This window comes from Pseudocitrobacter sp. RIT415, from assembly GCF_003057695.2.
GTDB lineage: Bacteria > Pseudomonadota > Gammaproteobacteria > Enterobacterales > Enterobacteriaceae > Pseudocitrobacter > Pseudocitrobacter faecalis.
The window spans coordinates 83,832-108,898 of sequence record NZ_QBJC02000011.1 but is presented as its reverse complement, the minus strand read 5'-3'; the positions used below and the strand labels follow the sequence as shown (position 1 = coordinate 108,898).

26 protein-coding genes are annotated in these 25,067 nt (G+C 53.6%); 14 read left to right on the top strand and 12 right to left on the bottom strand.

Translation table 11 applies throughout. From position 1 onward, the window contains the following. Positions 1 to 21: 21 nt before the first annotated feature. Positions 22 to 726: a fatty acid metabolism transcriptional regulator FadR gene (gene fadR, locus DBY68_RS12985; protein WP_108475350.1), complete on the bottom strand. Its 705-nt coding sequence runs from the start codon at positions 724 to 726 to the stop codon at positions 22 to 24. Positions 727 to 938: 212 nt separating this feature from the next. On the opposite strand from fadR, the gene nhaB reads away from it, so the two are divergent. Both nhaB and dsbB read left to right on the top strand, forming a co-directional pair. Further along, positions 939 to 2,489: a Na(+)/H(+) antiporter NhaB gene (gene nhaB / locus DBY68_RS12980; protein WP_108475349.1), complete on the top strand. Its 1,551-nt coding sequence runs from the start codon at positions 939 to 941 to the stop codon at positions 2,487 to 2,489. Between the two features lie 128 nt (positions 2,490 to 2,617). Continuing rightward, complete coding sequence (dsbB, locus tag DBY68_RS12975; protein ID WP_108475348.1) at positions 2,618 to 3,148, top strand: disulfide bond formation protein DsbB; 531 nt, start codon at positions 2,618 to 2,620, stop codon at positions 3,146 to 3,148. A gap of 37 nt (positions 3,149 to 3,185) precedes the next feature. On the opposite strand, the gene DBY68_RS12970 is transcribed toward dsbB, so the two are convergent. The 4 genes from DBY68_RS12970 to DBY68_RS12955 all read right to left on the bottom strand — a co-directional run bounded on the left by DBY68_RS12970 (position 3,186) and on the right by DBY68_RS12955 (position 5,391). Beyond that, a complete protein-coding gene (locus DBY68_RS12970) occupies positions 3,186 to 3,713 on the bottom strand; it encodes an anti-virulence regulator CigR family protein (protein ID WP_108475347.1) in 528 nt (175 codons plus the stop codon). Between the two features lie 114 nt (positions 3,714 to 3,827). Continuing rightward, positions 3,828 to 4,274 carry a YcgN family cysteine cluster protein gene (locus tag DBY68_RS12965; protein WP_108475346.1) on the bottom strand — a complete coding sequence of 149 codons (447 nt, stop codon included), beginning with the start codon at positions 4,272 to 4,274 and terminating at the stop codon, positions 3,828 to 3,830. Positions 4,275 to 4,367: 93 nt separating this feature from the next. Continuing rightward, on the bottom strand, positions 4,368 to 5,027 hold the full coding sequence (locus DBY68_RS12960) for a fumarylacetoacetate hydrolase family protein (protein WP_108475345.1): 660 nt from the start codon (positions 5,025 to 5,027) through the stop codon (positions 4,368 to 4,370). A gap of 82 nt (positions 5,028 to 5,109) precedes the next feature. Next, on the bottom strand, positions 5,110 to 5,391 hold the full coding sequence (locus DBY68_RS12955; RefSeq protein WP_108475344.1) for a YcgL domain-containing protein: 282 nt from the start codon (positions 5,389 to 5,391) through the stop codon (positions 5,110 to 5,112). 126 nt (positions 5,392 to 5,517) lie between these two features. On the opposite strand from DBY68_RS12955, the gene minC reads away from it, so the two are divergent. From minC to minE, 3 genes are read left to right on the top strand one after another with little or no spacing between them, the layout of a single operon-like run. Further along, complete coding sequence (gene minC, locus DBY68_RS12950) at positions 5,518 to 6,225, top strand: septum site-determining protein MinC (protein ID WP_108475343.1); 708 nt, start codon at positions 5,518 to 5,520, stop codon at positions 6,223 to 6,225. A 22-nt stretch (positions 6,226 to 6,247) separates the two neighbouring features. Continuing rightward, on the top strand, positions 6,248 to 7,060 hold the full coding sequence (minD, locus tag DBY68_RS12945; protein ID WP_108475342.1) for a septum site-determining protein MinD: 813 nt from the start codon (positions 6,248 to 6,250) through the stop codon (positions 7,058 to 7,060). Between the two features lie 3 nt (positions 7,061 to 7,063). After that, positions 7,064 to 7,333 (top strand): cell division topological specificity factor MinE, encoded by a 270-nt coding sequence (gene minE, locus DBY68_RS12940; RefSeq protein WP_015964086.1) that lies wholly within the window; start codon positions 7,064 to 7,066, stop codon positions 7,331 to 7,333. Positions 7,334 to 7,390: 57 nt separating this feature from the next. On the opposite strand, the gene rnd is transcribed toward minE, so the two are convergent. From rnd to DBY68_RS12915, 5 genes are all read right to left on the bottom strand, one after another. Beyond that, positions 7,391 to 8,506, bottom strand: a complete 1,116-nt coding sequence (rnd, locus tag DBY68_RS12935; RefSeq protein WP_167405857.1) for a ribonuclease D — start codon at positions 8,504 to 8,506, stop codon at positions 7,391 to 7,393. An 81-nt stretch (positions 8,507 to 8,587) separates the two neighbouring features. Continuing rightward, positions 8,588 to 10,273: a long-chain-fatty-acid--CoA ligase FadD gene (fadD, locus tag DBY68_RS12930; protein ID WP_108475340.1), complete on the bottom strand. Its 1,686-nt coding sequence runs from the start codon at positions 10,271 to 10,273 to the stop codon at positions 8,588 to 8,590. Between the two features lie 204 nt (positions 10,274 to 10,477). Continuing rightward, positions 10,478 to 11,065: a Slp family lipoprotein gene (locus tag DBY68_RS12925; RefSeq protein ID WP_108475339.1), complete on the bottom strand. Its 588-nt coding sequence runs from the start codon at positions 11,063 to 11,065 to the stop codon at positions 10,478 to 10,480. Positions 11,066 to 11,103: 38 nt separating this feature from the next. Beyond that, positions 11,104 to 11,802, bottom strand: a complete 699-nt coding sequence (tsaB, locus tag DBY68_RS12920) for a tRNA (adenosine(37)-N6)-threonylcarbamoyltransferase complex dimerization subunit type 1 TsaB (protein WP_108475338.1) — start codon at positions 11,800 to 11,802, stop codon at positions 11,104 to 11,106. Between the two features lie 78 nt (positions 11,803 to 11,880). Continuing rightward, entirely contained in the window at positions 11,881 to 13,791 is a 1,911-nt protein-coding gene (locus DBY68_RS12915) for an ATP-dependent DNA helicase (RefSeq protein WP_108475337.1), read from the bottom strand. A gap of 129 nt (positions 13,792 to 13,920) precedes the next feature. Here DBY68_RS12915 and DBY68_RS12910 point away from each other — a divergent pair, with 129 nt between their 5' ends. Further along, positions 13,921 to 14,265 carry a RidA family protein gene (locus DBY68_RS12910; protein ID WP_015964080.1) on the top strand — a complete coding sequence of 115 codons (345 nt, stop codon included), beginning with the start codon at positions 13,921 to 13,923 and terminating at the stop codon, positions 14,263 to 14,265. 4 nt (positions 14,266 to 14,269) lie between these two features. Here the strand turns inward: DBY68_RS12910 and DBY68_RS12905 are convergent, their stop codons facing one another. Beyond that, the gene (locus tag DBY68_RS12905) at positions 14,270 to 14,455 is read right to left on the bottom strand and encodes a YoaH family protein (RefSeq protein WP_108475336.1); all 186 of its coding nucleotides are present in this window, start codon (positions 14,453 to 14,455) and stop codon (positions 14,270 to 14,272) included. A gap of 59 nt (positions 14,456 to 14,514) precedes the next feature. Here DBY68_RS12905 and pabB point away from each other — a divergent pair, with 59 nt between their 5' ends. From pabB to DBY68_RS12885, 4 genes are all read left to right on the top strand, one after another. Further along, positions 14,515 to 15,870 carry an aminodeoxychorismate synthase component 1 gene (gene pabB, locus DBY68_RS12900; RefSeq protein ID WP_108475335.1) on the top strand — a complete coding sequence of 452 codons (1,356 nt, stop codon included), beginning with the start codon at positions 14,515 to 14,517 and terminating at the stop codon, positions 15,868 to 15,870. A 2-nt stretch (positions 15,871 to 15,872) separates the two neighbouring features. Then, positions 15,873 to 16,451, top strand: a complete 579-nt coding sequence (locus DBY68_RS12895) for a CoA pyrophosphatase (RefSeq protein ID WP_108475334.1) — start codon at positions 15,873 to 15,875, stop codon at positions 16,449 to 16,451. Positions 16,452 to 16,616: 165 nt separating this feature from the next. Then, positions 16,617 to 17,981, top strand: coding sequence for an L-serine ammonia-lyase (gene sdaA, locus DBY68_RS12890; RefSeq protein WP_108475333.1), 1,365 nt, complete (start codon positions 16,617 to 16,619; stop codon positions 17,979 to 17,981). A 124-nt stretch (positions 17,982 to 18,105) separates the two neighbouring features. Next, positions 18,106 to 19,680, top strand: coding sequence for an EAL domain-containing protein (locus DBY68_RS12885; RefSeq protein ID WP_108475332.1), 1,575 nt, complete (start codon positions 18,106 to 18,108; stop codon positions 19,678 to 19,680). A 9-nt stretch (positions 19,681 to 19,689) separates the two neighbouring features. Here DBY68_RS12885 and yoaE read toward each other — a convergent pair whose 3' ends face one another. Continuing rightward, positions 19,690 to 21,249: a CNNM family cation transport protein YoaE gene (yoaE, locus tag DBY68_RS12880; RefSeq protein ID WP_108475331.1), complete on the bottom strand. Its 1,560-nt coding sequence runs from the start codon at positions 21,247 to 21,249 to the stop codon at positions 19,690 to 19,692. Positions 21,250 to 21,707: 458 nt separating this feature from the next. On the opposite strand from yoaE, the gene manX reads away from it, so the two are divergent. The 4 genes from manX (at position 21,708) to DBY68_RS12860 (ending at position 24,909) form a co-directional block, all read left to right on the top strand. Beyond that, positions 21,708 to 22,670: a PTS mannose transporter subunit IIAB gene (manX, locus tag DBY68_RS12875; RefSeq protein ID WP_015964073.1), complete on the top strand. Its 963-nt coding sequence runs from the start codon at positions 21,708 to 21,710 to the stop codon at positions 22,668 to 22,670. 62 nt (positions 22,671 to 22,732) lie between these two features. Next, on the top strand, positions 22,733 to 23,533 hold the full coding sequence (gene manY, locus DBY68_RS12870) for a PTS mannose transporter subunit IIC (protein WP_108475330.1): 801 nt from the start codon (positions 22,733 to 22,735) through the stop codon (positions 23,531 to 23,533). Positions 23,534 to 23,545: 12 nt separating this feature from the next. Next, a complete protein-coding gene (locus DBY68_RS12865) occupies positions 23,546 to 24,397 on the top strand; it encodes a PTS mannose transporter subunit IID (RefSeq protein ID WP_015964071.1) in 852 nt (283 codons plus the stop codon). A gap of 53 nt (positions 24,398 to 24,450) precedes the next feature. Further along, positions 24,451 to 24,909, top strand: a complete 459-nt coding sequence (locus DBY68_RS12860; protein WP_108475329.1) for a DUF986 family protein — start codon at positions 24,451 to 24,453, stop codon at positions 24,907 to 24,909. Positions 24,910 to 25,067 lie beyond the last annotated feature (158 nt).

Here is a 25,067-nt window from a genome sequence, read left to right as displayed (position 1 = left end):
AGAGGCTTTTTCTATGAATGCTTACACGCCGCCCGGCATACTTTTCTGCATCCGGTGCCAAATCTCGCCACTGTCATGGCCATAACGACGCACGGTTTCATACACCTGGTCATGCAGACCCTGCTCACACAGTTCGGTTAAGCGATGATAGAACCCCAGCGCGCAGCTACGCGCTTCCGGATTGGCGAAATAGTGACGACCAATTCGGGTATAGAGCCCTTTCATACCGTTCAGAATCAGGCCATAAATCGGGTTACCAGAGGCAAACGCCAGACCACGGAAAATGTTGTAATCAAGCTCGGCAAACGCATCGGCGTAGTCTTCGACTTCGCGCGCGGTAGCCAGCACTTCCAGCGCTTTGTCAGGATGCTGACGAAATGCGGTGCGGATAAAGATGGTGGCGATGTTGGTACGCACGGAAAGCAGGTTATCGAGCAGTTGCGGGACGCTTTCGTGATCGAGACGCGCCAGCGTTTCCAGAATATTGAGGCCGGACGTTTCCCAGAAGTTGTTTACTTTCGTTGGCTTACCGTGCTGGATAGTCAACCAGCCATCACGGGCCAGACGCTGCAACACTTCACGTAAGGTTGTACGGGTCACACCAATCAGTTCAGAAAGTTCGCGCTCGGCAGGCAGAATAGACCCCGGAGGAAAACGGTTATTCCAGATGCTTTCAACAATATACTCTTCCGCGAAACCCGCCGGGCTTTGCGCCTTAATGACCATAGTTAGAATTTCCATTACACAGCGTTGCAATCCACTCATCATACCAGACCGCTTCAACAGCAGATAGCACACGAAGCGAATTAAAAAGGGATCGCCGTTTCATTTTTTGATTTTCCTTTTCCGCACTTAAGGACGTTTTTTGCGGCGATCTCTGCTAGAGTTTCAGCCCTGGTTGTAACAAAAGATGACTTCTACGAGGCAGACTATTGGTCATGGAAATCTCATACTGTCGCGCGTTATGGCGCAACTTTCTCGGGCAATCCCCCGACTGGTATAAACTTTTACTCCTGATATTCCTGGTAATTAACCCGATTATCTTTCTCGTTAACCCTTTTCTCGCAGGATGGCTGCTGGTTATCGAGTTTATCTTCACTCTGGCGATGGCGCTCAAATGCTATCCGTTGATCCCCGGTGGGCTGCTGGCGATTGAAGCAGTGATTGTCGGTATGACCTCAGCCGAACATGTGCGTGAAGAGGTTGCAGCTAATCTCGAAGTGTTGCTGTTGCTGATCTTCATGGTCGCCGGTATCTACTTTATGAAGCAGCTGCTGCTGTTTATTTTCACCCGCTTGTTGCTGAGCATTAGCAGCAAAATGTTGCTCTCGCTGGCGTTTTGCCTTGCGGCGGCGTTCTTGTCAGCCTTCCTTGATGCGCTGACGGTCGTGGCGGTGATCATCAGCGTCGCAGTGGGTTTCTACGGCATTTATCACCGTGCGGCGTCAAGCCGTACTGACGATGACGATTTGCTCGATGATAGCCACATCGATAAGCACTATCGCGAAGTACTGGAGCAATTCCGCGCGTTTCTGCGCAGCCTGATGATGCACGCAGGCGTCGGCACCGCGCTTGGCGGCGTGATGACGATGGTCGGGGAACCACAGAACCTGATTATCGCCAAAGCCTCTGGCTGGCACTTCGGGGAGTTCTTTATGCGGATGGCCCCGGTGACTGTGCCGGTGTTTATTTGCGGCATCACCACCTGTCTGCTGCTGGAGAAATTCAAGCTGTTTGGTTATGGAGCCACGCTTCCGGAGACTGTGCGCAAAACGCTGCATGATTTTGATGAGCGAAGCCGCAAACAGCGCTCGCGCCAGGACACCATGCGTCTGTGCGTTCAGGCGATAATTGGCGTCTGGCTGGTGCTGGCACTGGCTTTCCACCTGGCAGAGGTTGGGTTAATTGGTCTGTCGGTTATCATCTTTGCCACCTCGTTTACCGGCATTACCGATGAACATGCCATCGGCAAAGCTTTCACCGAGGCGCTGCCTTTCACCGCGCTACTGACTGTCTTCTTCGCGGTCGTGGCGGTGATTATTGACCAGCATCTGTTTGCGCCGATCATCGACTTTGTGCTGCAAGCCTCGCCGCACGCACAACGTTCGCTGTTCTATATCTTCAATGGTTTGCTGTCGTCGATTTCCGACAACGTGTTTGTGGGAACCGTCTATATCAACGAAGTGAAGGCCGCGCTGGAGTCGGGTGCCATCGACCTCAAACAATTTGAGATGCTGGCGGTCGCGATTAACACCGGCACTAACCTGCCCTCCGTCGCCACACCTAACGGCCAGGCGGCATTCCTGTTCCTGTTGACCTCGGCGCTGGCACCACTCATACGACTTTCTTATGGCCGCATGGTCTGGATGGCGCTGCCATACACCATTGTACTAACGGTGGTGGGGCTACTGTGCGTTGAATTTGCCCTGCAACCCGCCAGCAACTGGCTGTTGGCGCTGGGTTGGATCCCTTCCCCACATCTGCCTTAAGACGGTACTGCCCGGCTAATAGTGCCGGGCAATTAATGTTCATTTACGTAATAATTGCTAAACGTCAGTGGCGGCAGAATTTTTTTGGTTTACACTGCTGCTCTTAAACATGTTCCAGGGAAATGATTATGTTGCGATATTTGAACCAGTGCTCACGAGGCCGTGGCGCGTGGTTGTTGATGGCGTTTACTGCCTTTGCACTTGAACTCGTGGCGCTGTATTTCCAGCACATTATGCTGCTTCAGCCATGCGTCATGTGTATCTACGAGCGTTGCGCCCTGTTCGGCATTATGGGTGCAGGTATTGTCGGTGCCATCGCCCCGAAAACGCCGCTGCGTTACGTCGCCATGGTGATTTGGATTTACAGCGCAATTCGTGGTTTACAGCTTGCCTGGGAGCACACGATGATTCAGCTGCATCCTTCGCCGTTTATGACCTGCGACTTTGCCGCACGCTTCCCGACCTGGCTGCCACTCGATAAATGGCTGCCACAGGTATTTGTCGCATCCGGCGACTGCGCGGTGCGTCAGTGGTCGTTCCTGTCGCTGGAAATGCCGCAGTGGCTGGTCGGTATCTTCGCGGCCTATCTGGTGGTCGCCGTGCTGGTGATTATTGCTCAGCCGTTTAAGCCGAAAAAACGCGACCTGTTTGGTCGATAAGAAAAACGCTCCCGAGGGAGCGTTTTTTGTAGGGGGCTTAGTCAAATACGCCATTAATAATCGCTGTGACAACAGCGGTGCTAAGGGCAACCAGAACCAGGTCGCGACCGACAATACGCCATTCATAGCCTGGATAGTAAGGTAATTCATTCAACATCGATGCGGGCACCGCTTTTTTTGCAATTCCCGGAGGAAGCGGTTTGCCGCGGGCGACATTCCTGGCAATGCCTGGCGGTAGCGCGGCATAGCCTGTTAAACCATAATTGACGGCAAGATCACGGGCGCGGGAAACAGGGATATCGCGGCTAACATGGTCAGGCTTACCGTAATTTTTACGGTGCTCCTGACTTCCGGACGATTTGCCGCTGGCCTGCCCATTATTTCCCTGTCCTTTGCTTGCGTGATTTCCCTGATTACCGCTATTACCATGATTACCACTATTGCCGTGATTGCCCCCATTACCATTGCCATTGCCATTGCCGGGGTTTGCAAAAACGGGTGAGGCGACAAGCAAACACGTTATTGCCGCCGCAAGAAGAGTCTTAAGAGTACGAGGCTGATACATGATAGTTGCTTCCCGAATTGAATATCCATATTAGTGATAATGGATAATGGCAATTAGCTCAATCTCATTAACTCTTAATTTTCATTCAGGGTCTATTTTCAGTATGGAGGCACCTTAATCCGCCCACTCCGGCTTATTAAGGATATGATCCTGCCAGTCGCGGACTTCCGACTCTTTCACCGCAATATGACGTACAGAAATCCGCTCACCGTGCATTGCCGCTTTCGAACCTGTTAACAGCGGATGCCACTTTGGCAGATCTTTCCCCTCCGCCAGCAGGCGATAGGCGCAGGTGTGCGGCAACCATTCGAAGGTCGGCAAATTCTCGCGAGTGAGTTTGATGCAGTCCGGCTCATAGTCGAAGCGACGTTCGTAGTTACGGCACTGACAGGTTTTGATGTTCAGCTGACGACAGGCAACGTTGGTGAAATAGATTTCATCCGTGTCTTCATCCATCAGTTTATGCAGGCAACACTGCCCACAACCATCGCACAGCGATTCCCACTCGGCGTCAGTCATTTCGTCGAGAGTTTTGCTTTGCCAGAAAGGTATTTCGCTCATAAGGATGTCCACATCAAAAACCGGGGTGCACCTTATAACCAGTCTGGCACAGGGATGCAAGTTTTGCCGCCCAATCAGGGCGGCAAGAAGGGATTACAGCACGCGGGTTGAGAGAGAAAGACCGTTGAACTGTACGGTCAGTTCATCGCCGCTCACTAAAGGCCCCACGCCTTCCGGCGTACCGGTCAATACGACATCGCCCGGTTTAAGAGTAAAGAAGCGGCTCATGTAAGCAATCAATGGGACGATTTTGTGGATCATGTCGGCCGTCGTGCCTTGCTGGCGCACTTCACCGTTAACCGTTAACGCCAGCGGCGTATTCTGCGGATCGCTTTCGAACTCGGCCGCCGGGATAAAACCAGAAATCGGACAGGAATTATCAAAGCCTTTGGCTTTTTCCCATGGTTGCCCCGCTTTCTTCATTTTTCCCTGCACATCGCGCAGCGTGAGATCCAGCGCCACACCATAACCCGCAATCGCTTTTTGAACGTGTTCTTCGGTTGCCTGACGCAATGTTGCGCCAATCAGTACCGCCAGTTCGACTTCATGATGGACTGAACCCAGTCCCTGCGGCAACACCAGCGGCTGGCGAATATCACAAAGCGCGGTTTCCGGTTTGATAAACAACACCGGTTCATCCGGAATAGCGCTGCCCATTTCCTGAATGTGCTTTGCGTAATTACTGCCAACACAAACAACTTTACTCACCGGATAATCGAGCAGTGCGCCTTGCCAGTTATGATGCTGATACATTCGTTTCCCCTATTCGTTTTTCAAACATATTTGTTATAACTAATAGACTCATTTTTCGACCAACATCAATAACAGACCAGGATTAATCTTGCGGTTTACCTGATTCGGCCAGATGCTGTTTCAGTAAATTCTCCGGCGGCGGCGGGATCTGTAAATAATATCCCTGATCTTTGAGTGCCTGTTTAACTTTCTCAAGATCGGCGTTTACCAGCTGTTTACGCCCATCCAGCGGCAGCAGCATCGCCAGCTGCGGTTGGCCAAAGCCTTTCATCAACTCCTCAGGCACGCGGGAGAAATCGTCTCTTTTTTCGACATAAAGATAGGTTTGGTCGCGTTTAGCGCTCCGGTAGATCACACAAAACATACTTTTACTCTTATTTAAGCCCGTGGTGACTTGCCTCTATATATCAGTGACTATAACATGCCTGATAGTCTTCGGAATATCACCGCATTGTGCTGGATGATAAATAGCAAATTGAGTAAGGCCAGGATGTCAAACACGCCAATCGAACTTAAAGGCAGTAGCTTCACTTTATCAGTGGTGCATTTGCATGAGGCAAATCCCGAGATTATTCGTCAGGCGTTAGAAGACAAGGTGGCTCAGGCTCCGGCTTTTTTTCGTCACGCGCCGGTGGTGGTCAACGTCAGTAGTCTGGAAGAGACGACCCAATGGCAGCCGTTGCAGCAGGCGATTAACGCTGCAGGCTTGCGTATTGTGGGCGTGAGCGGCGCGAAGAACCCGCGAATGAAAGCCGAAATCGACAAAGCGGGCCTGCCTTTACTCACTGAGGGTAAAGAAAAAATCGCCCGCCCTGCTCCCGTCGAACCGCAACCTCAGCCAGAACCTGCCCCAACTGTTAGCACGATCACAAAAACGCGATTGATTGATATGCCGGTTCGTTCCGGTCAGCGCATTTATGCGCCAAACTGTGATCTGATTGTTACAAACCACGTAAGCGCAGGCGCTGAGCTTATCGCTGATGGTAACATTCATGTTTATGGCATGATGCGGGGACGCGTGCTGGCTGGCGCATCTGGCGATCGAGAAGCACAAATTTTTTGTACACATCTGGCAGCGGAATTAATGTCCATTGCCGGGGAATATTGGCTGAGCGATCAAATCCCAGCCGAGTTTTATGGCAAAGCGGCGCGTCTGCGCTTAGACAACAGCGCTTTGACAATTCAACCGTTTAATTAATCCCTTTTAACAAGGAATTTCTATGGCACGCATTATTGTTGTGACTTCGGGTAAAGGGGGCGTGGGCAAAACCACCTCCAGCGCGGCCATCGCGACTGGTTTGGCGCAGAAGGGAAAGAAAACTGTCGTTATCGACTTCGATATCGGCCTGCGTAACCTCGACCTGATTATGGGCTGTGAACGCCGCGTTGTGTATGATTTCGTTAACGTTATTCAGGGCGATGCCACGCTGAACCAGGCGCTAATCAAAGATAAGCGCACGGAAAATCTGTTTATTCTCCCGGCGTCTCAGACTCGTGATAAAGACGCATTGACTCGCGAAGGCGTCGAGAAAGTGCTCGACGAGCTGAAGAAGATGGAGTTCGACTTTGTTGTCTGCGACTCCCCGGCGGGTATCGAAACCGGCGCGCTGATGGCGCTTTACTTCGCTGATGAAGCGATCATCACCACTAACCCGGAAGTCTCTTCCGTGCGTGACTCCGACCGTATTCTGGGCATTCTGGCCTCAAAATCGCGTCGTGCGGAAAACGGTGAAGAGCCTATCAAAGAACACCTTCTGCTGACCCGCTACAATCCGGGTCGTGTAAACAAAGGCGATATGCTGAGCATGGAAGATGTGCTGGAAATTCTGCGCATCAAACTGGTCGGCGTTATCCCGGAAGATCAATCTGTGCTGCGCGCATCCAACCAGGGTGAACCGGTTATTCTGGATGCAGTGTCGGATGCAGGTAAAGCCTACGCCGACACCGTGGATCGTCTGTTGGGAGAAGAACGTCCTTTCCGCTTCATTGAAGAAGAGAAGAAAGGTTTCCTCAAACGCCTGTTCGGAGGATAAATTATGGCATTACTCGACTTTTTTCTCTCACGAAAAAAGAGCACCGCGAATATCGCGAAAGAACGCTTACAGATTATTGTGGCAGAACGCCGCCGCAGCGATGCTGAACCGCATTACCTGCCGCAACTGCGCAAGGACATCCTGGAAGTCATCTGTAAATATATTCAGATTGACCCGGAAATGGTGACCGTACAGCTGGAGCAGAAAGACGGGGATATCTCGATTCTGGAACTTAACGTGACCTTACCAGAAGCGGAAGAGTCGAAGTCCTGATATCACTGGTCGATGTGAGAAAAACCCCGGATGGCGCAGGCCACCGGGGTTTCTTTTTTAGCGCGGATACTCGGCGAGCAGCGCGTCAAGACGGCCACTCAGCAGTTCGCCGCGCCAGCCGGAGATCATCTCCGGTGCGCTGGCGAAGGTTTTCAGTTGCCAGTGCCAGTTCAGCAACTGGTTAATCTGGCGACGCGACGCCAGTAGTTCAGCACTGACGCCAGACTCCTGCCCCACTTCCTGCACCAGCGCTTTAATCTCTTTAAACGCCTTGCGATAGCCCGGCATATCCATCAGGTTCAGCAGCGGCTCCGGCAATGCGTCTTCGGGCAGTGCCTGCGCTTTTGCCACCAGGCTCAGCAGCGTTTTACCATGGAAGCGGATTTCGCTACCGGAAAGACCCAGGCTATCGAGCTCGCCCATGCTGCCCGGCATATAGCGTGCCACGCTCCACAAATGTTCTTCACGCACCACAAAATTCACCGCCAGATCGCGCTCACGGGCTTTACGCAGACGCCAGTCGGCGAGAAGTTGCAGGCACGCAAGCTGACGCGTACGCAGCTGCCAGGCGTTGGTGATGTCGCGCCAGGCTTCAGCCGGGTCAACCACTTCCTGACGGCGCTGCTGCATAAGACGACACTCATCCAGTGCAGCCTCTAAGCGACCAGCCTGTTCTGTTTCCGCCATCAGCTTATGCGCGATAGGGAGCAGATACCAGACGTCTGCGGCCGCATAGATGCATTGACGCTCGGTCAGCGGGCGCGCCAGCCAGTCGGTACGCGATTCGCTTTTATCCAGTTTAACGCCGGTATACTCTTCCACCATTGCCGCGAAGCCCCAGGACATTGGGCGGCCACAAAACGCAGCCAGAATTTGGGTGTCAATCAGCGGTTTTGGCATTGAACCGAAAACATTCAGAAACACTTCCAGGTCTTCACTGCCCGCGTGCAGAAACTTGGTGATATCCGTATTCTGCAAAATCGCCTGTAGCGGTGCCCAGTCGGTAATGCCGAGCGGATCGATAAGCGACGTTTGCTGTCCATCAAACAGTTGAATTAATCCCAACTGCGGATAATAGGTTCGGGTGCGGACAAACTCAGTGTCCAGCGCGATGGAAGTGACCTGCGAAACGGCATCGCACAAGGTGCTGAGCGCTTCGTTGGTGGTGATCATCTGATAGTTCAAATCATACTCTCTTAGGTTGCGCCCAATAAAAACGCCGGCATAGCCGGCGTCTGGCGACTTAAAAATTTCTCAGCCTTTATTCTCTACTTTAGTACGGGCTTCGTCACGTAATTCTCGTCTCAAAATCTTACCAACGTTAGACTTCGGTAATTCATCACGGAATTCGACAAGTTTTGGCACTTTATAGCCCGTCAACTGGCGTCGGCAGAAGGTAATGAGCGCGTCATCGGTTAACGAGGCATCTTTCTTAACGACAAAAATTTTCACCGTTTCGCCGCTACTTCCCGCCGGTACGCCGACGGCGGCCACTTCCTGAACGCCAGGATGCTGCATCACCACATCTTCAATTTCATTTGGATACACATTGAAGCCAGAGACCAGAATCATGTCTTTTTTGCGATCGACAATGCGCAGGAAGCCCTCGTCATCCATTACCGCGATATCGCCGGTATGCAGCCAGCCGTCTTTGATGATTTCGTCTGTCGCATCCGGACGCTGCCAGTAGCCAAGCATCACCTGTGGCCCTTTCACGCACAGTTCGCCCGGCTCGCCGTGCGCCACTTCGTTATCGTCGTCGTCCACAAGCTTAACGTCGGTGGACGGCACCGGCAGGCCAATGCTGCCGCTGTGATAGTCGATATCGTGTGGATTTACGCTCACCAGCGGCGAGCACTCCGTCAGGCCATAGCCTTCCAGCAGATACTGCCCGGTCAGTTTTACCCAGCGGTCGGCAACCGCATGTTGTACCGGCATACCGCCACCTGCCGAAAGGTGCAGCGTCGAGAAATCGAGCTGCTGAAACTCTTTGTTGTTCAGCAACGCGTTAAATAAGGTATTCACTCCGGTCATCGCGGTAAACGGATACTTTGCCAACTCCTTCACCAGCCCCGGAATATCGCGCGGGTTGGTGATTAACACGTTCTTACCGCCCAACTCAATAAACAGCAGGCAGTTCATGGTGAGCGCAAAGATGTGATAAAGCGGCAGTGCGGTGATCACAAGCTCCGTACCGCGATGCAACAGCGGCCCGTAGGTGGCGTTAACCTGTTCGAGGTTGGCAAGCATATTGCGGTGCGTGAGCATCGCGCCTTTCGCCACACCGGTAGTACCGCCGGTATATTGCAGGAACGCGAGATCGTCAGCGCTGATCTCAGGTTTAACATACTGAAGCCGATAGCCGTTGTGCAGCGCGCGACGAAAAGAGATAGCATCAGGCAGATGGTATTTCGGCACCAGACGCTTAATGTACTTCACCACAAAATTAACCAGCGTCCCTTTCGCGGTGGAAAGCTGATCGCCCATGCGCGTCAGAATAACGTGCTTTACCTGGGTTTTCTCGACCACTTTTTCAAGGGTATGGGCAAAGTTGGAGACGATCACAATCGCTGCCGCACCGCTGTCGTTGAGCTGATGCTCCAGCTCACGCGGGGTGTAAAGCGGGTTGACGTTCACCGCAATCATGCCCGCGCGCAGAATACCGAACAGCGCGACCGGATATTGCAGCAGGTTTGGCATCATCAACGCCACGCGATCGCCCTTCTGTAACCCCAGCCCCTGCTGAAGATAGGCGGCGAACGCACGACTGCGCTCTTCCAGTTTACGAAACGTCATCACTTCGCCCATGTTGACGAACGCGGGCTGATCAGCATAGCGCGTCGTGGCATGTTCGAAGAGTTCAACCAGGGATTGATAACGGTCAGGATTGATATCCGCCGGCACATCGGACGGATAACGGTTGAGCCAAACCTTCTTCAAAGTATCACCTCTAAAATGCGTATTCGTCGTCATCACAACCCCAATTAATAAACCATCCGTTAACATAATATTAACTCAGCGTACCAGTTTATTAATTACACAAAACGCAGGTTGCGAAGCGCGTCACTTTTTATTTTTCTAGTACCAGCTAAATAAAGAGACAGCGGACTAGCCGCTGTCTCTTTTCTTTTACAAATCAATTCGTTATTCAGTAACGATGGTTTGTACCTGAGCGGGGCCGGGGTTATACCATCCCCAACCACCATAGCCATATCCCCCACGCCACGGATGCGGGCCGTAGAACCAGGGATCGATCGGCTGCGGTGGCATCACCACCTGCTGGGTCACGCGCCAGCGTTTATAGCCGGTGACCTGAACACGCAGATATTGGTAGGCGGTATTGCCTATCTTGCCTTCCACCGTACCCGCGATCGGGCCGACCACCGTGACCAGTTGCCCACGGAAATCGACGGGATCGAGGAAACCGCTCACATCGGCATAAATTCGCCCGCGTGAAGGTTCTCCAAGAATCGGGCGCGCACCGCTGTCGAGCGGCACGGTAGCAATTTCCAGACGCGTATTCCCGTTGGTATTCTGCACATTGACAACTTTCCCACCGAAACGGGACTCCTGGCCGACATACAGTTGCGGCGACGCCATCACGCGCACCAGATCCTGCTGCGGCGTTAGGCTACTGCCCTTAATAGCATCCGGCACGCTGACGCAGCCACTCAGTGCGACGGCAATAAGCCCCGCAAGAGCAACGCGAACGACCGCTTTTTGACCCGCCATGATGCAACTCCTTTTTCTCAGTATTTACTTACTAAGATTCATTCACGGCCCGGAAGTTTCTTCCATGCCACTTCGTTGCGTAAATATTTAGGTTCGGCTTTCTCAACGGCGACGGTTTTGCCCTGCTCCAGCAGATAAACCGCGATGGGCAGCATGTCTTCAGCCGCGGGCAGTAGTACCTCACCATCGGTAATCGTGAGGTGCGTGGCGTCGGCGGCCAGATCTGGCCATGCCGGCCAACCGGTTCCCACGGTGACCCATTCACCGGATAACTGCATGAGGCGTTCTTTCACCGCTTCTGGCTTCAGCACCGCTTCACTCTCTTCGCCGTGCCAGATCCCCTGGTCGTCGCGAACGTACTCCGCCCAGTAGACCTCGCCCATTCGCGCATCAATGGCTGCCAGAACACGCGTCGCGCCGCTTTTGCGGAATGCGCCCTGCGCCATCGTCGCAAGCGTCGAGACACCAATCATCGGCAGTTCAGCACCCAGCGCCAGCCCCTGCGCAATACCGATACCGATACGCACACCGGTAAAACTACCGGGCCCACGGCCAAACGCCAGCGCGTCCAGCTCCGCTAAGGTGACGCCACTTTGGCTAAGAATATCCTGCACTACAGGCAGAATGCGTTGGGTGTGTTCACGAGGACAGAGTTCAAAATGAGCACAGATTTCACCGGTATTCCACAGGGCAGCCGAGCAGGCTTCCGTGGCGGTGTCGATAGCCAGAATTCGCATGATTCGTCGCGCTCTCGCAATTGCAGATCAATAAAATGGCGCGCATCTTAGCACACTTTGTACCAGGCTGCGCCCCTGTTAACGAATGGATGACATCGCCAGGAAGCGCACCGCGCGTCCGATATCTCGCGTGCGCGGCGCAGGCGGCAGGCTGGCAAGGAAGGTTGCGCCATACGGACGCATCACCAGTCGATTGTCGCAAATCACCAGCACGCCACGATCGTCCGTGTCGCGAATCAGACGCCCCACGCCCTGTTTGAGGGTGATGACCGCATCCGGAAGCTGTACTTCTTCAAACGGATCGCCGCCACGCAGACGACAATCTTCCATTCGCGCCTTAAGCAATGGATCGTCCGGAGAGGTAAAGGGCAGTTTGTCGATGATCACCAACGAGAGCGCATCGCCGCGCACGTCCACGCCTTCCCAGAAGCTGCTGGTCGCCACCAACAGCGCGTTCCCGGCACTGACAAATTGTTGCAGCAGTTGGCCTTTACTGGTTTCGCCCTGAAGCAACACCGGTAACGTCATGGTGGCGCGGAACTGTTCGGCAAGGTCGCGCATCATGGCATGTGAGGTACAAAGCATAAAACAGCGCCCATCGTTGGCTTCGATGATAGGTTTTAACATGGCTGCCAGATGCCGCGCCGCGCCCGGCTGATTAGGTAACGGCAGGTTGCGCGGCACGCACAGCAACGCCTGATGCGCATAGTCAAACGGGCTCGGCAACAGAAGTGAGTGCGCCTCTCCGATGCCGAGACGATCGGTGAAGTGATGCAGATCGTCGTTTACCGATAAGGTGGCCGAGGTAAAAATCCAGCTACCCGGCTTCTGCGCCATCACTTCTTTGAATTTATCGGCAACCGTGAGCGGCGTGAGCGCCATGGTAAAGTGGCGCGAGTTGCATTCATACCAGTAGCTGTAACCGGGCTGATTGACGTCTTTAAGCCGCTTGAGTCGCGCACGATACAGCGTCGCACGTTCAAAGGCCGCGTCCAGTAAGGCTGAGCGCCCGAGCGAGAGTTTGGCGACGTCATAGCAGAGCTCCAGCGCATCATCTAACAGCAGAAGCGCGCGCTGAATGGTGTTATCCGCCAGCAGTTCACGCAGATTCCCGCGGTAGCCAGGGTCACCCAACTGCAAGCGGAAATCCTGGGTGGCCTGCGCCAGGCGGTCGGCACATTTTTGCAGTTGTTGAGTGTCTTTCAGTTCCGTGCGGTAGGCGATGGTGATGTCTTTGGCGAGGTCTAACAGCTGTCGGCTGGAGAGCGATTGGCCAAAATACTGGCTGGCGATATCCGGAAGCTGATGCGCTTCATCGAAAATCATTACCTCGGCTTCGGGAATGAGTTCACCGAAACCGCTCTCTTTAACCACCATATCGGCCAGAAACAGGTGATGGTTGACCACCACCACATCGGCATCCATCGCTTTTTTACGCGCCTTCACCACAAAGCAGTCGGCGTACTGGGGGCAGTCGCTACCGAGACAGTTGTCATTGGTGCTGGTCACCAGCGGCCAGGCCTGCGAATCTTCCGCGACGCTGACACAGGTGCTGATGTCGCCATCTATTGTCTGATTCGCCCACGAGCGTAGCAAAATCACATCGCTTAACGTGTTGACGGGCAGATCGCCGCCCGCGAGCGCCTGCTGTTCAAGACGTTCAATACACAAGTAGTTGGAACGCCCTTTCAGCAACGCCAGTTTGCCTTTGAATTCCAGGGCTTTTGCCACCGTCGGTAAATCACGGCTGTAGAGCTGATCCTGCAACGCTTTCGAACCAGTAGAGATAATGACCTTTTTATCGGCGCGCAGCGCTGGCGCAAGGTAGGCGTAGGTTTTTCCGGTGCCGGTTCCTGCTTCAACCACCAGCGGCTCGCCGTCACGGATTGACTGCGCCACGGCGTGCGCCATCTGACGCTGCGGTTCGCGTGGTTTAAAACCGGTAATCGCTTTCGCTAACTGACCGTCTGCTGCAAAATCGTCCGTCACACTGCCCCCTGTTTATTTGGACAGTGATTATGTCAGGCCGACCGTCCTTTCGCCAGTCGAACGGATGACGACCGGGCAACAATATGGCACTCTTGCGCCCTTAAAGGAATTTCAACAGAGGAAACTGCAATGACGATTACGCGTATAGATGCCGAAGCCCGCTGGTCTGATGTCGTGATTCACAACCAGACGCTGTACTACACCGGGGTACCGGAAAATCTGCAAGCGGATGCCTACGAGCAAACAGCAAACACCCTGGCGCAGATTGACGCAATTTTGCAAAAACAGGGTAGCGATAAAACCAAAATTCTTGATGCGACGATTTTTCTCGCCAATGGAGATGATTTCGCCGCCATGAACAAAGCGTGGGATGAATGGGTTGTTGCGGGCCATGCGCCGGTGCGTTGCACCGTGCAGGCCAGATTGATGAAAGCGGAGTATAAGGTCGAAATTAAAATTATCGCCGCGGTGTAATGCCCTACTCTTCTTCATCCTCATCTTCAAATCGCGCCACGATCTGTTCTCCCTTGTGAGTGGCGCGAATTTCTGCGGCGACCTGCGCAATCGCTTCGCCGCTGCTCACTCCCTGAGAAATGAGTTCATGAATACGTTCTACCGCTTGTTGCTGCTGCTCGTGGGTCAGCGAAGGTAATCCTGCAAACATCTTTGACTCCTGCTACATTGTTGGCGCTTATTATTTCACGCTGTTTGGGTTTGAGGAAGATGTTACTCCCGTCAATGATTACGCTACCGTGGCGACAGGATGCCGCCGAGCACTATTTTGCGCCGTTAAGTCACCAGCCATGGGCGATGTTGCTCCACTCGGGTCATGCAGAGCATCCTCACAGTCGTTACGACATTCTGGTTGCGCAACCTCTCATCACCCTGGTGACGCACGGCGAAACAACCACGATCACGCGCGGCAGTGAGCATACCGTGTCAACGCAGGATCCGCTCTCGCTTTTACACGCTGAAGTGGATGGTTGTGCATTTAATACTACTCCCCTTGCCGATTTGCCGTTTATCGGCGGTGCGCTGGGGCTTTTCGGCTACGATTTGGGTCGCCGCTTTGAGCAGCTTCCCCATCATGCGCAGCAGGATATCGACCTGCCAGATATGGCAGTGGGTATTTATGACTGGGCGCTGATTGTCGACCATCGTCGCCAGACAGTAACGCTGGTCAGCCAGAATAACGTCCAGGAGCGCCTGGACTGGCTGCTGAATCAGCAGAAGCAATCGGGGCGGCCATTTACGTTAACCTCGGCGTGGCAGGCAAATATGAGCCGGGAAACCTACGGCGAAAAATTCCGCCAGGTACAGGCGTATCTGCAGAGCGGCGATTGTTATCAGGTCAACCTTGCTCAGCGTTTTCAGGCGAGCTATACCGGCGATGAATGGCAAGCGTTCATTCAGCTTAACCGCAGTAACCGCGCACCGTTCAGCGCGTTTATCCGACTTGAAGAAGGCGCGATTTTAAGCCTCTCGCCGGAGCGGTTTATTCTGCTGGAACAAGGCGAAATTCAGACGCGACCGATTAAAGGTACGCTTCCCCGTCTGGCCGACGCCACTGAAGACGCAGCACAGGCTGAACGGCTGGCGAATTCACCGAAAGAACGCGCTGAGAATCTGATGATTGTCGATTTGATGCGCAACGATATTGGCCGCGTCGCGGTGCCGGGCAGCGTTCGCGTACCGGAGCTGTTTGTGGTGGAGCCCTTCCCGGCGGTGCACCATTTGGTGAGTACGATTACCGCGACCTTGCCGGATACGCTCCACGCCAGCGACCTGCTTCGTGCTGCATTCCCCGGCGGTTCGATTACCGGTGCGCCGAAAGTGCGGGCCATGCAGATTATCGACGAACTCGAACCGCATCGCCGTAACGCCTGGTGCGGCAGCATTGGTTATCTCAGCGCCTGTGGCAATATGGATACCAGCATCACCATTCGCACCGTCACCGCCTGGCGTGGTCAGGTTTACTGTTCCGCAGGAGGTGGTATCGTGGCAGACAGCAACGAAGCCGCGGAATATCAGGAAACGTTTGATAAAGTTAACCGTATTCTGCATCAACTGGAGTCTTAACCATGGCATCCCCCGCTCTGAACCTGGACGATTTTCTCTCCCGTTTTCAACTGCTGCGCCCACAGGCGAACCGCTTAGCGGTCAATCAGCGGCAGGCGGCGGTGCTGGTGCCCATCGTGCGGCGTCCTGAACCGGGATTGCTGTTAACCCAGCGTTCGGCAACGTTGCGCAAACATCCTGGTCAAGTAGCGTTCCCCGGCGGCGCGGTCGATAGCACCGATGCGTCGCTGATAGCCGCCGCGCTGCGTGAAGCGCAGGAAGAGGTGGCCATTCCGCCAGAGAGCGTTGAGGTCATCGGTATGCTGCCCCCGGTTGATAGCGTGACCGGTTTTCAGGTTACGCCCGTAGTTGGCGTGATCCCGCCAAATCTGCACTATCACGCCAGCGTCGATGAAGTCTCATCCGTTTTCGAAATGCCGCTGGCGGAGGCGCTGCGACTTGGGCGTTACCATCCACTCGATATTCATCGCCGTGGAGATTCACACCGTGTATGGCTTTCGTGGTACCAGCACTATTTTGTCTGGGGAATGACCGCCGGCATTATTCGTGAACTGGCGCTACAGGTAGGCCTGAAACCCTGACTATACTTAGCGTAACAGCAAGATGTTCGGCATTAGTAAAATAGTATCGATTCATTAGTTTAATTCATGTGAATAGTTCAGCCGAATATCCGGTTCCCTCATACACTATGCGCAATTATAACATCGTTGCCGCAACACGCCGGCAACCCTGTCAGGAGTAACAACGTGATTAGTATATTCGACATGTTCAAGGTGGGGATTGGCCCCTCATCTTCCCATACTGTAGGGCCGATGAAAGCAGGCAAGCAGTTCGTCGATGACCTGGTCGAAAAAGGTTTGATTGATGATGTCACCCGCGTGGCGGTTGACGTCTACGGTTCGCTCTCGTTAACCGGTAAAGGTCACCATACTGATATCGCCATTATTATGGGCCTCGCGGGCAACGAGCCTGCGACGGTCGATATTGATGCTATTCCCGCGTTTATCCGCGACGTCGAAACCCGTGGCCGGCTGCTGCTGGCGCAGGGACGCAAAGAAGTCGATTTTCCGAAAGACAACGGCATGCGCTTCCACAACGGCAACCTGCCGCTGCATGAAAACGGTATGCAGATCCACGCCTGGGCGGGTGAAACGGAAGTCTATAGCAAAACCTATTACTCCATCGGCGGCGGTTTTATCGTTGATGAAGAGCATTTCGGCAAAGACTCGGTCGATGAGGTAAGCGTGCCTTACCCGTTCGCGTCCGCGACCGAAATGCTGAACTACTGCAAAGAGACCGGCCTGTCACTTTCCGGCATGGTCATGCAGAACGAACTGGCACTGCACAGCAAGAAAGAGATTGAAGCGTATTTTGCGAATGTCTGGCAGACCATGCAGGCCTGTATCGATCGTGGCATGAACACCGAAGGCGTGCTGCCGGGGCCGCTGCGCGTACCGCGTCGCGCCTCCGCCCTGCGTCGTCTGCTGGTTGCCAGCGATAAACTTTCTAACGACCCGATGAACGTGGTCGATTGGGTCAATATGTTCGCGCTGGCAGTGAATGAAGAGAACGCCGCCGGGGGGCGCGTGGTTACTGCGCCGACTAACGGCGCTTGCGGGATCGTGCCAGCGGTACTGGCCTACTACGATCACTTTATTGAATCCGTCAGCCCGGATATCTACATTCGCTACTTCCTCGCCGCCGGGGCGATTGGTGCGCTCTATAAAATGAACGCCTCTATTTCCGGTGCGGAAGTGGGTTGTCAGGGTGAAGTGGGCGTGGCCTGCTCCATGGCGGCTGCGGGTCTGGCTGAGCTGTTGGGTGCCAGCCCGGAACAGGTTTGCGTGGCGGCGGAAATCGGTATGGAACACAATCTGGGTCTCACCTGCGACCCGGTGGCAGGTCAGGTTCAGGTTCCGTGCATTGAACGTAACGCTATCGCTTCGGTAAAAGCGATTAACGCCTCACGCATGGCGATGCGCCGCACCAGCGAGCCGCGCGTCTCTCTCGATAAAGTCATCGAAACGATGTATGAAACAGGGAAAGATATGAACGCCAAATACCGCGAAACCTCCCGCGGCGGCCTCGCGATTAAAGTACAGTGTGACTAACCACTCCTCGCCCATCTTCGGATGGGCGATTTATTTCGCTCTTTTCCCTCACTTTTTTCTTCGCGCACCGCTAAACTTGCATGTGTTGCCGTGAAAGGCTCTGGCCAGGTATTGAGCATCGGATATGCAATCTGCGCACTGGATAGTAAAACAATATCTTCATAAGCGTATTCTTCTCTGCGTTCTGGTGGCGCTGGGTGTCTTTTCGCTTACGCTGGGTATTGGATTTATTTTACAGCGTAGCGAAAATAAACAGCAGATAGAAAGCTATACCCTGCGCGCGGTCACCACGATGGAAAAGATCCTGCGAAGTCTGGAAAAAGAGCGTATTGACCTGCAGCCTCTCATCGGAAAACCGTGTAATGACAACCTGTTACAGCTTCGTCAGCAGGTCGCAACCTTAAAAACTGCACGCTCAATTTTCCTGGTCAAGGACGGTGTTCTTTACTGCTCCAGCGCCTTTGGCGAGCGCAACATTCCGTTGCGCAAATTGCAGCCCAGGTTAGCGGCCAGCACGCCAAATATTATCCTCACCATAGATCGTTCGCTGGTCAAAGGAAGTCCCGTTTTGATGCAGTGGTTCCCGGCGGCACAGGACGATCGCAATGGCGTGGTGATCGGGATTAACATTGATTTGGTCAGCGAGATGATTCTCGACCCTTTCCCGCCGCTCATTACGCGCACCAGTCTGGGTATTGATAATGCCTATTACATGGACGGCGTGGGTATCAGCGAGCAGCGATTGCAGCGTAAAGGTGAGATGTTCTATTCGCAGGCATCCCGGGCATACCCTTTCAGCATTGCCGTTAGCGGCCCCTCATTCTGGACGCTGGCATTGCATGAGTTACCCGGCAGGCTACCGCTGGCGCTGATCCTCAGTCTGCTTTTCGCATGGATAACCTGGATTGCCACCGCCAGGCGTATGAGCTTCTCCTGGGAAATCAACATGGGCATTGCCCAGCGCGAATTTACCCTTTTCTGCCAGCCGCTGATGAACACCCGTGCCCAGCGCTGCGACGGCGTTGAGATCCTGCTGCGCTGGAATAATCCCCGTCTCGGCCCGATTGCGCCAGATGTGTTTATCCCCATTGCCGAAGCCAAAAATCTGATCCTGCCGCTGACTCGCTATGTGCTCAATGAAACGGCGCAACAGCTGCATTACTTTCCCGCCGATCCCAAGTTCCATATCGGCATCAACGCTGCCGCTGCGCATTTCCGTGATGACAAGTTGCTTCTTGCAGACCTCAACAACCTGTGGTTCAGCGTAAACCCCACCGTCCAGTTAACCATTGAACTGACCGAGCGCGACGCGCTGCACGACGTGAACAGCACGCTTTTACGCGAGCTGCACAGCAAGAAAGTTCAGCTGGCAATTGATGATTTCGGCACCGGCAACAGTTCGCTCTCGTGGCTTGAGAAACTGCATCCCGATGTGCTGAAAATTGATAAATCATTTACCCACGCGATTGGTACTGATGCGGTTAACTCGACGGTGACGGACATTATCATTGCGCTGGGACAGCGGTTGAACATTGAGTTGGTGGCGGAAGGGGTGGAAACGCCGGAGCAGGCAAACTATTTGCAGCGCCACGGCGTGCATTTACTGCAGGGTTATCTCTACGCGCCGCCGATGCCACTGGCGGAATTCCCCCAGTGGCTGGCGAAGCATAACGGGCTACCTCCGCCCGCTATGCCTTAAAGGTTCGCGTTACTCTTCTTCGTCATGTTCTGACGGTTGCTTCACCACGCGCACCTGGTCGATACGATAATTATTGGCTTCGGTGATGGTTATCTGCAACGGCGCCAGTTCAATCACATCACCTACCTTCGGAATATGACCGTTAACGGCGATCACCAGGCCCGCAACGGTGGCGATATCCTCTTCGTCGTTGACCAGATTATCGATATCCAGCGCCTGTTGCAGCGCGTGCAAATCGGTACCGCCCTTCACAATCCACCCTTCGCCATCGGCGACGATCTCCGGCGTTTCATCGGCGTCCGGGAACTCACCGGCGATCGCTTCCAGCACATCCAGCGGCGTGACCAGGCCCTGTACTACGCCAAACTCATTGGTGACGATAACAAAGCTGCCTTTCGCCCGACGCAGTACGCCCAGCAGGTTAATCGGGTCAAGTGTATCCGGCACCACAATGGCTGGATGGGCTGAGGCAATTGCCGCCACGTCATCTCCGGCTTCCAGCGCCACCAGCATCTCTTTGGCGCGAACGATACCGATAACCTCATCCAGTTCGCCACGACACACCGGGAACAGGCTGTGCGGCGACGAAAGCAGCTGTTCGCGGATTTCGTCTTTGCTGAGGTCGGCATCGACCCAACTGATTTCGCCACGCGGGGTCATGATGCTGCGCAGGGAACGCGAAGCCAGCGTCAACACGCCGTTAATCATATAGCGCTCTTCTTCCGCAAACGCACCTTCAGGTACTGACACAGGCGTAGGGTTATCCCCTTCCTGTTGCGGGCTGGCCTGCTTACGGCTGCCCATCAGGCGCAGAATGGCATCTGCCGTACGCGCACGTAATGGCAGCGTTGACTGATGACGAATAAAGTTACGACGCGCAATCTGGTTAAACAGTTCGATGATGATTGAGAAACCAATCGCCGCGTACAGGTAACCTTTCGGAATGTGGAAACCGAAACCTTCCGCCACGAGGCTCAAACCGATCATCAGCAGGAAGCTCAGACAGAGCACCACCACCGTCGGATGCTGGTTGACGAAGTTCGTCAACGGCTTTGAAGCCAGCAACATCACGCCCATTGCAATCACCACTGCCGCCATCATGACAGGCAGATCGTTCACCATCCCCACGGCGGTAATGACCGCATCAAGGGAGAAGACGGCATCCAGCACGACAATTTGCAGTACCACAACCCAGAAGCTGGCGTAGCCCTTGCCGTGTCCAGCATCGTGCTGGCGGTTTTCCAGCCGTTCATGAAGCTCGGTTGTCGCCTTAAACAACAGGAACAGACCACCCAACAGCATGATCAAATCACGCCCGGAGAACGAGTAATCCCACACGCTGAACAGCGGCGCGGTGAGCGTGACCATCCACGAGATCACCGAGAGCAGGCCCAGACGCATTATCAGCGCCAACGACAGGCCGATCAGGCGTGCTTTATCACGCTGTTTCGGCGGCAGTTTATCCGCAAGGATCGCAATAAAGACCAGGTTATCAATACCCAGTACGATTTCCAGGACGACAAGCGTCAACAAACCGGCCCAGATTGACGGGTCCATTAACAATTCCATGAGCGACTCCAGCTAATAAGATGACGCGTCATCGCGCTGTCAAATACAGGCGTGACAATTTCGGACAAAAGGGAACGGTGGCGCGGCTGGCCGGGGTGTACTGCACAAATGTGCGATGTGAACGTGTAAAGGCGTCGGTGACGGTCCATACTTTGGGCTGCTGCCCTATACTCCTGCAAAATTAAACGGAAGCTAAACATAGCAAAAACTGATCACAATTTGGCAAAGATTTACCTGTCTTTGCAATAAGTAAGATTATTTTTTGCGCCGCAAAATAATTGGCCCCCTTTGACTAAATTACGGATCTTCATCACATTAATTATTTTTTCACTATCTAAAATAATTCTCGGCAGTTATTAATTTTTTCTCTCAAACCCTTATCTGAATCGATTCGGTCACGATATCGCTTCAACAAGCATCAGCCCGCCTGATGCAACGATAATAAAAGGAGGTAGCAAGTGACGATTGCTATTGTAATAGGCACACATGGTTGGGCAGCAGAACAACTGCTGAAGACGGCAGAGATGCTGTTGGGCGAGCAGGAAAATGTGGGTTGGATCGATTTCGTGCCTGGCGAAAACGCCGAGACATTAATCGAAAAATACAACGCACAGCTGGCAAAGCTTGATACCAGCAAAGGCGTGCTGTTCCTCGTTGATACCTGGGGCGGAAGCCCGTTCAACGCGGCCAGTCGCATTGTCGTCGATAAAGAACAGTATGAAGTCATCGCGGGCGTCAACATTCCGATGTTAGTGGAAACGCTGATGGCGCGTGATGATAACCCGTCGTTTGATGAGCTGGTAGCGATTGCCGTTGAAACGGGCCGTGAAGGCGTGAAAGCGCTGAAAGCGAAGCCGGTTGAAAAAGCCGCGCCCGCCCCGGTCGCAGCGAAACCTGCGGCTCCGGTTAAACCGATGGGTGAAAATGACTATATGGTCATTGGCCTCGCGCGTATTGATGACCGTTTAATCCACGGTCAGGTCGCTACCCGCTGGACTAAAGAAACCAACGTCCGCCGCATCATCGTCGTCAGCGATGAAGTTGCCGCAGATACCGTACGTAAAACCCTGCTGACGCAGGTTGCTCCTCCGGGCGTAACCGCGCATGTGGTTGATATTGCCAAGATGCTTCGCGTCTACAACAACCCGAAATACGCGGGTGAACGAGTGATGCTGCTGTTCACGAACCCGACGGATGTCGAACGCCTTGCTGAAGGTGGTGTGAAATTCACCTCCATCAACATCGGCGGTATGGCCTTCCGCCAGGGTAAAACTCAGGTGAATAACGCCGTTTCGGTCGATGAAAAAGATATTGAAGCGTTCAAGAAGTTGAACGCCCGTGGTATCGAGCTGGAAGTCCGTAAGGTCTCCAACGATCCGAAACTGAAAATGATGGATCTGATTAACAAGATTGGCAAATAAGCTATCTCGTTAATTGTCACTCAGTTTTCACACTTTAGTCTTACGTTTATAGGAGAAGTACAATGGAGATTACCACTCTTCAAATTGTGCTGATATTCATCGTTGCCTGTATCGCAGGTATGGAGTCGATCCTTGATGAGTTTCAGTTCCACCGTCCGCTGGTGGCATGTACCCTGGTCGGTATCGTTCTTGGCGACATGAAAACCGGTATCATCATCGGTGGTACGCTGGAAATGATCGCCCTGGGTTGGATGAACATCGGTGCGGCGGTTGCGCCTGACGCCGCGCTGGCATCCATCATCTCAACCATTCTGGTTATTGCAGGTCAGCAGAGCATCGGCGCCGGTATCGCGCTGGCGATTCCTCTGGCTGCGGCAGGCCAGGTTCTGACCATCATCGTACGTACCATTACCGTGGCCTTCCAGCACGCAGCGGATAAGGCGGCCGATAATGGCAACCTGACGGCACTCTCCTGGATCCACGTCTCCTCCCTGTTCCTGCAGGCGATGCGTATCGCTATCCCGGCCGTGATCGTGGCGGTGTCCGTGGGTACCAGCGAAGTACAGAACATGCTGAACGCGATCCCGGAAGTGGTCACCAGCGGTCTGAACATCGCCGGCGGTATGATTGTTGTCGTCGGTTACGCCATGGTTATTAACATGATGCGTGCAGGCTACCTGATGCCGTTCTTCTACCTGGGCTTCGTTACCGCTGCTTTCACCAACTTCAACCTGGTTGCGCTGGGTGTGATTGGTGCGGTAATGGCGATTCTGTACATTCAGCTGAGCCCGAAATATAACCGCGTTGCGGGTGCTGCGGCTCCGGCTGCTGGCGCGAACGATCTTGATAACGAACTGGACTAACAGGTGAGCGACATGGTTGATACAACTCAAACTACCACCGAGAAAAAACTCACTCCGAGCGACATCCGTGGCGTGTTCCTGCGTTCAAACCTGTTCCAGGGTTCATGGAACTTCGAACGTATGCAGGCGCTGGGCTTCTGCTTCTCCATGGTGCCGGCGATCCGTCGTCTGTATCCTGAGAACAACGATGCGCGTAAACAGGCTATCAAGCGTCACCTGGAGTTCTTTAACACCCATCCGTACGTTGCAGCACCGGTTCTCGGCGTAACGCTTGCGATGGAAGAGCAGCGTGCTAACGGCGCTGAAATTGACGATGCGGCTATCAACGGTATCAAAGTCGGTCTGATGGGCCCGCTGGCAGGCGTCGGCGACCCGATCTTCTGGGGTACTGTGCGTCCCGTCTTCGCGGCGCTCGGTGCAGGTATCGCGATGAGCGGCAGCCTGCTTGGGCCTCTGCTGTTCTTCATCCTGTTTAACGTTGTGCGTCTGGCGACCCGTTACTACGGTGTGGCGTATGGCTACCGTAAAGGTGTCGATATCGTTAAAGATATGGGCGGCGGCTTCCTGCAGAAACTGACTGAGGGAGCGTCAATCCTCGGCCTGTTTGTCATGGGGGCATTGGTTAACAAGTGGACGCACGTCAACATTCCACTGGTGGTTTCGACCATCACCGGTCAGGATGGCCAGACGCGTGTCACGACTGTGCAGACAATCCTGGACCAGCTGATGCCGGGTCTGGTGCCGCTGCTGTTAACCTTCGCCTGTATGTGGCTGCTGCGTAAGAAAGTTAACCCGCTGTGGATCATCGTTGGCTTCTTCGTCATCGGTATCGCGGGCTACGCTGTCGGCCTGCTGGGCCTGTAATATCTGTTGTGCGCCGGGGGCTTACGCCCCCGGTTTTTTTATTCGGAGGCTTAATGACAATAACGGATTGGGTACTGGTTTTCTTCATCATCGCGCTGCTGGCTTTTGCCATTTACGACCAGTTCATCATGCCCCGCCGTCATGGCACCACGCTGCTTTCTATCCCCCTTCTGCGTCGTAACCGTATCGATGGTGCAATTTTCGTCGGTCTCATCGCGATTCTTATCTATAACAACATCAACAATAATGGTGCACAAATCACCACCTGGCTGTTATCGTCTCTGGCATTGATGGGTCTTTATCTGTTCTGGATCCGCAGCCCCAAAATCATTTTCAAATCGGCGGGTTTTTTCTTCGCCAATATCTGGATTGAATATCCGCGGGTGAAACAGATGAATTTATCTGAGGATGGTGTTCTGGTCATGCAATTAGAACAACGACGTTTGCTGGTTCGCGTGAAGAATATTGACGACCTCGAAAAAATATCCAGGCTTCTGCTTTCATCTCAATAAGTTACAAATATAGCCAGCGCTATGATTGTGCTATTTTCCAGCACGTCAAACATAGCTCTGGCTATATCAGCACAATAAACCCACGATATTAATTAACGTTTTTCTCACCTTATTTCGAAAATGAAAATCGTTATCATTTAGTTAAAAGAAATAACACT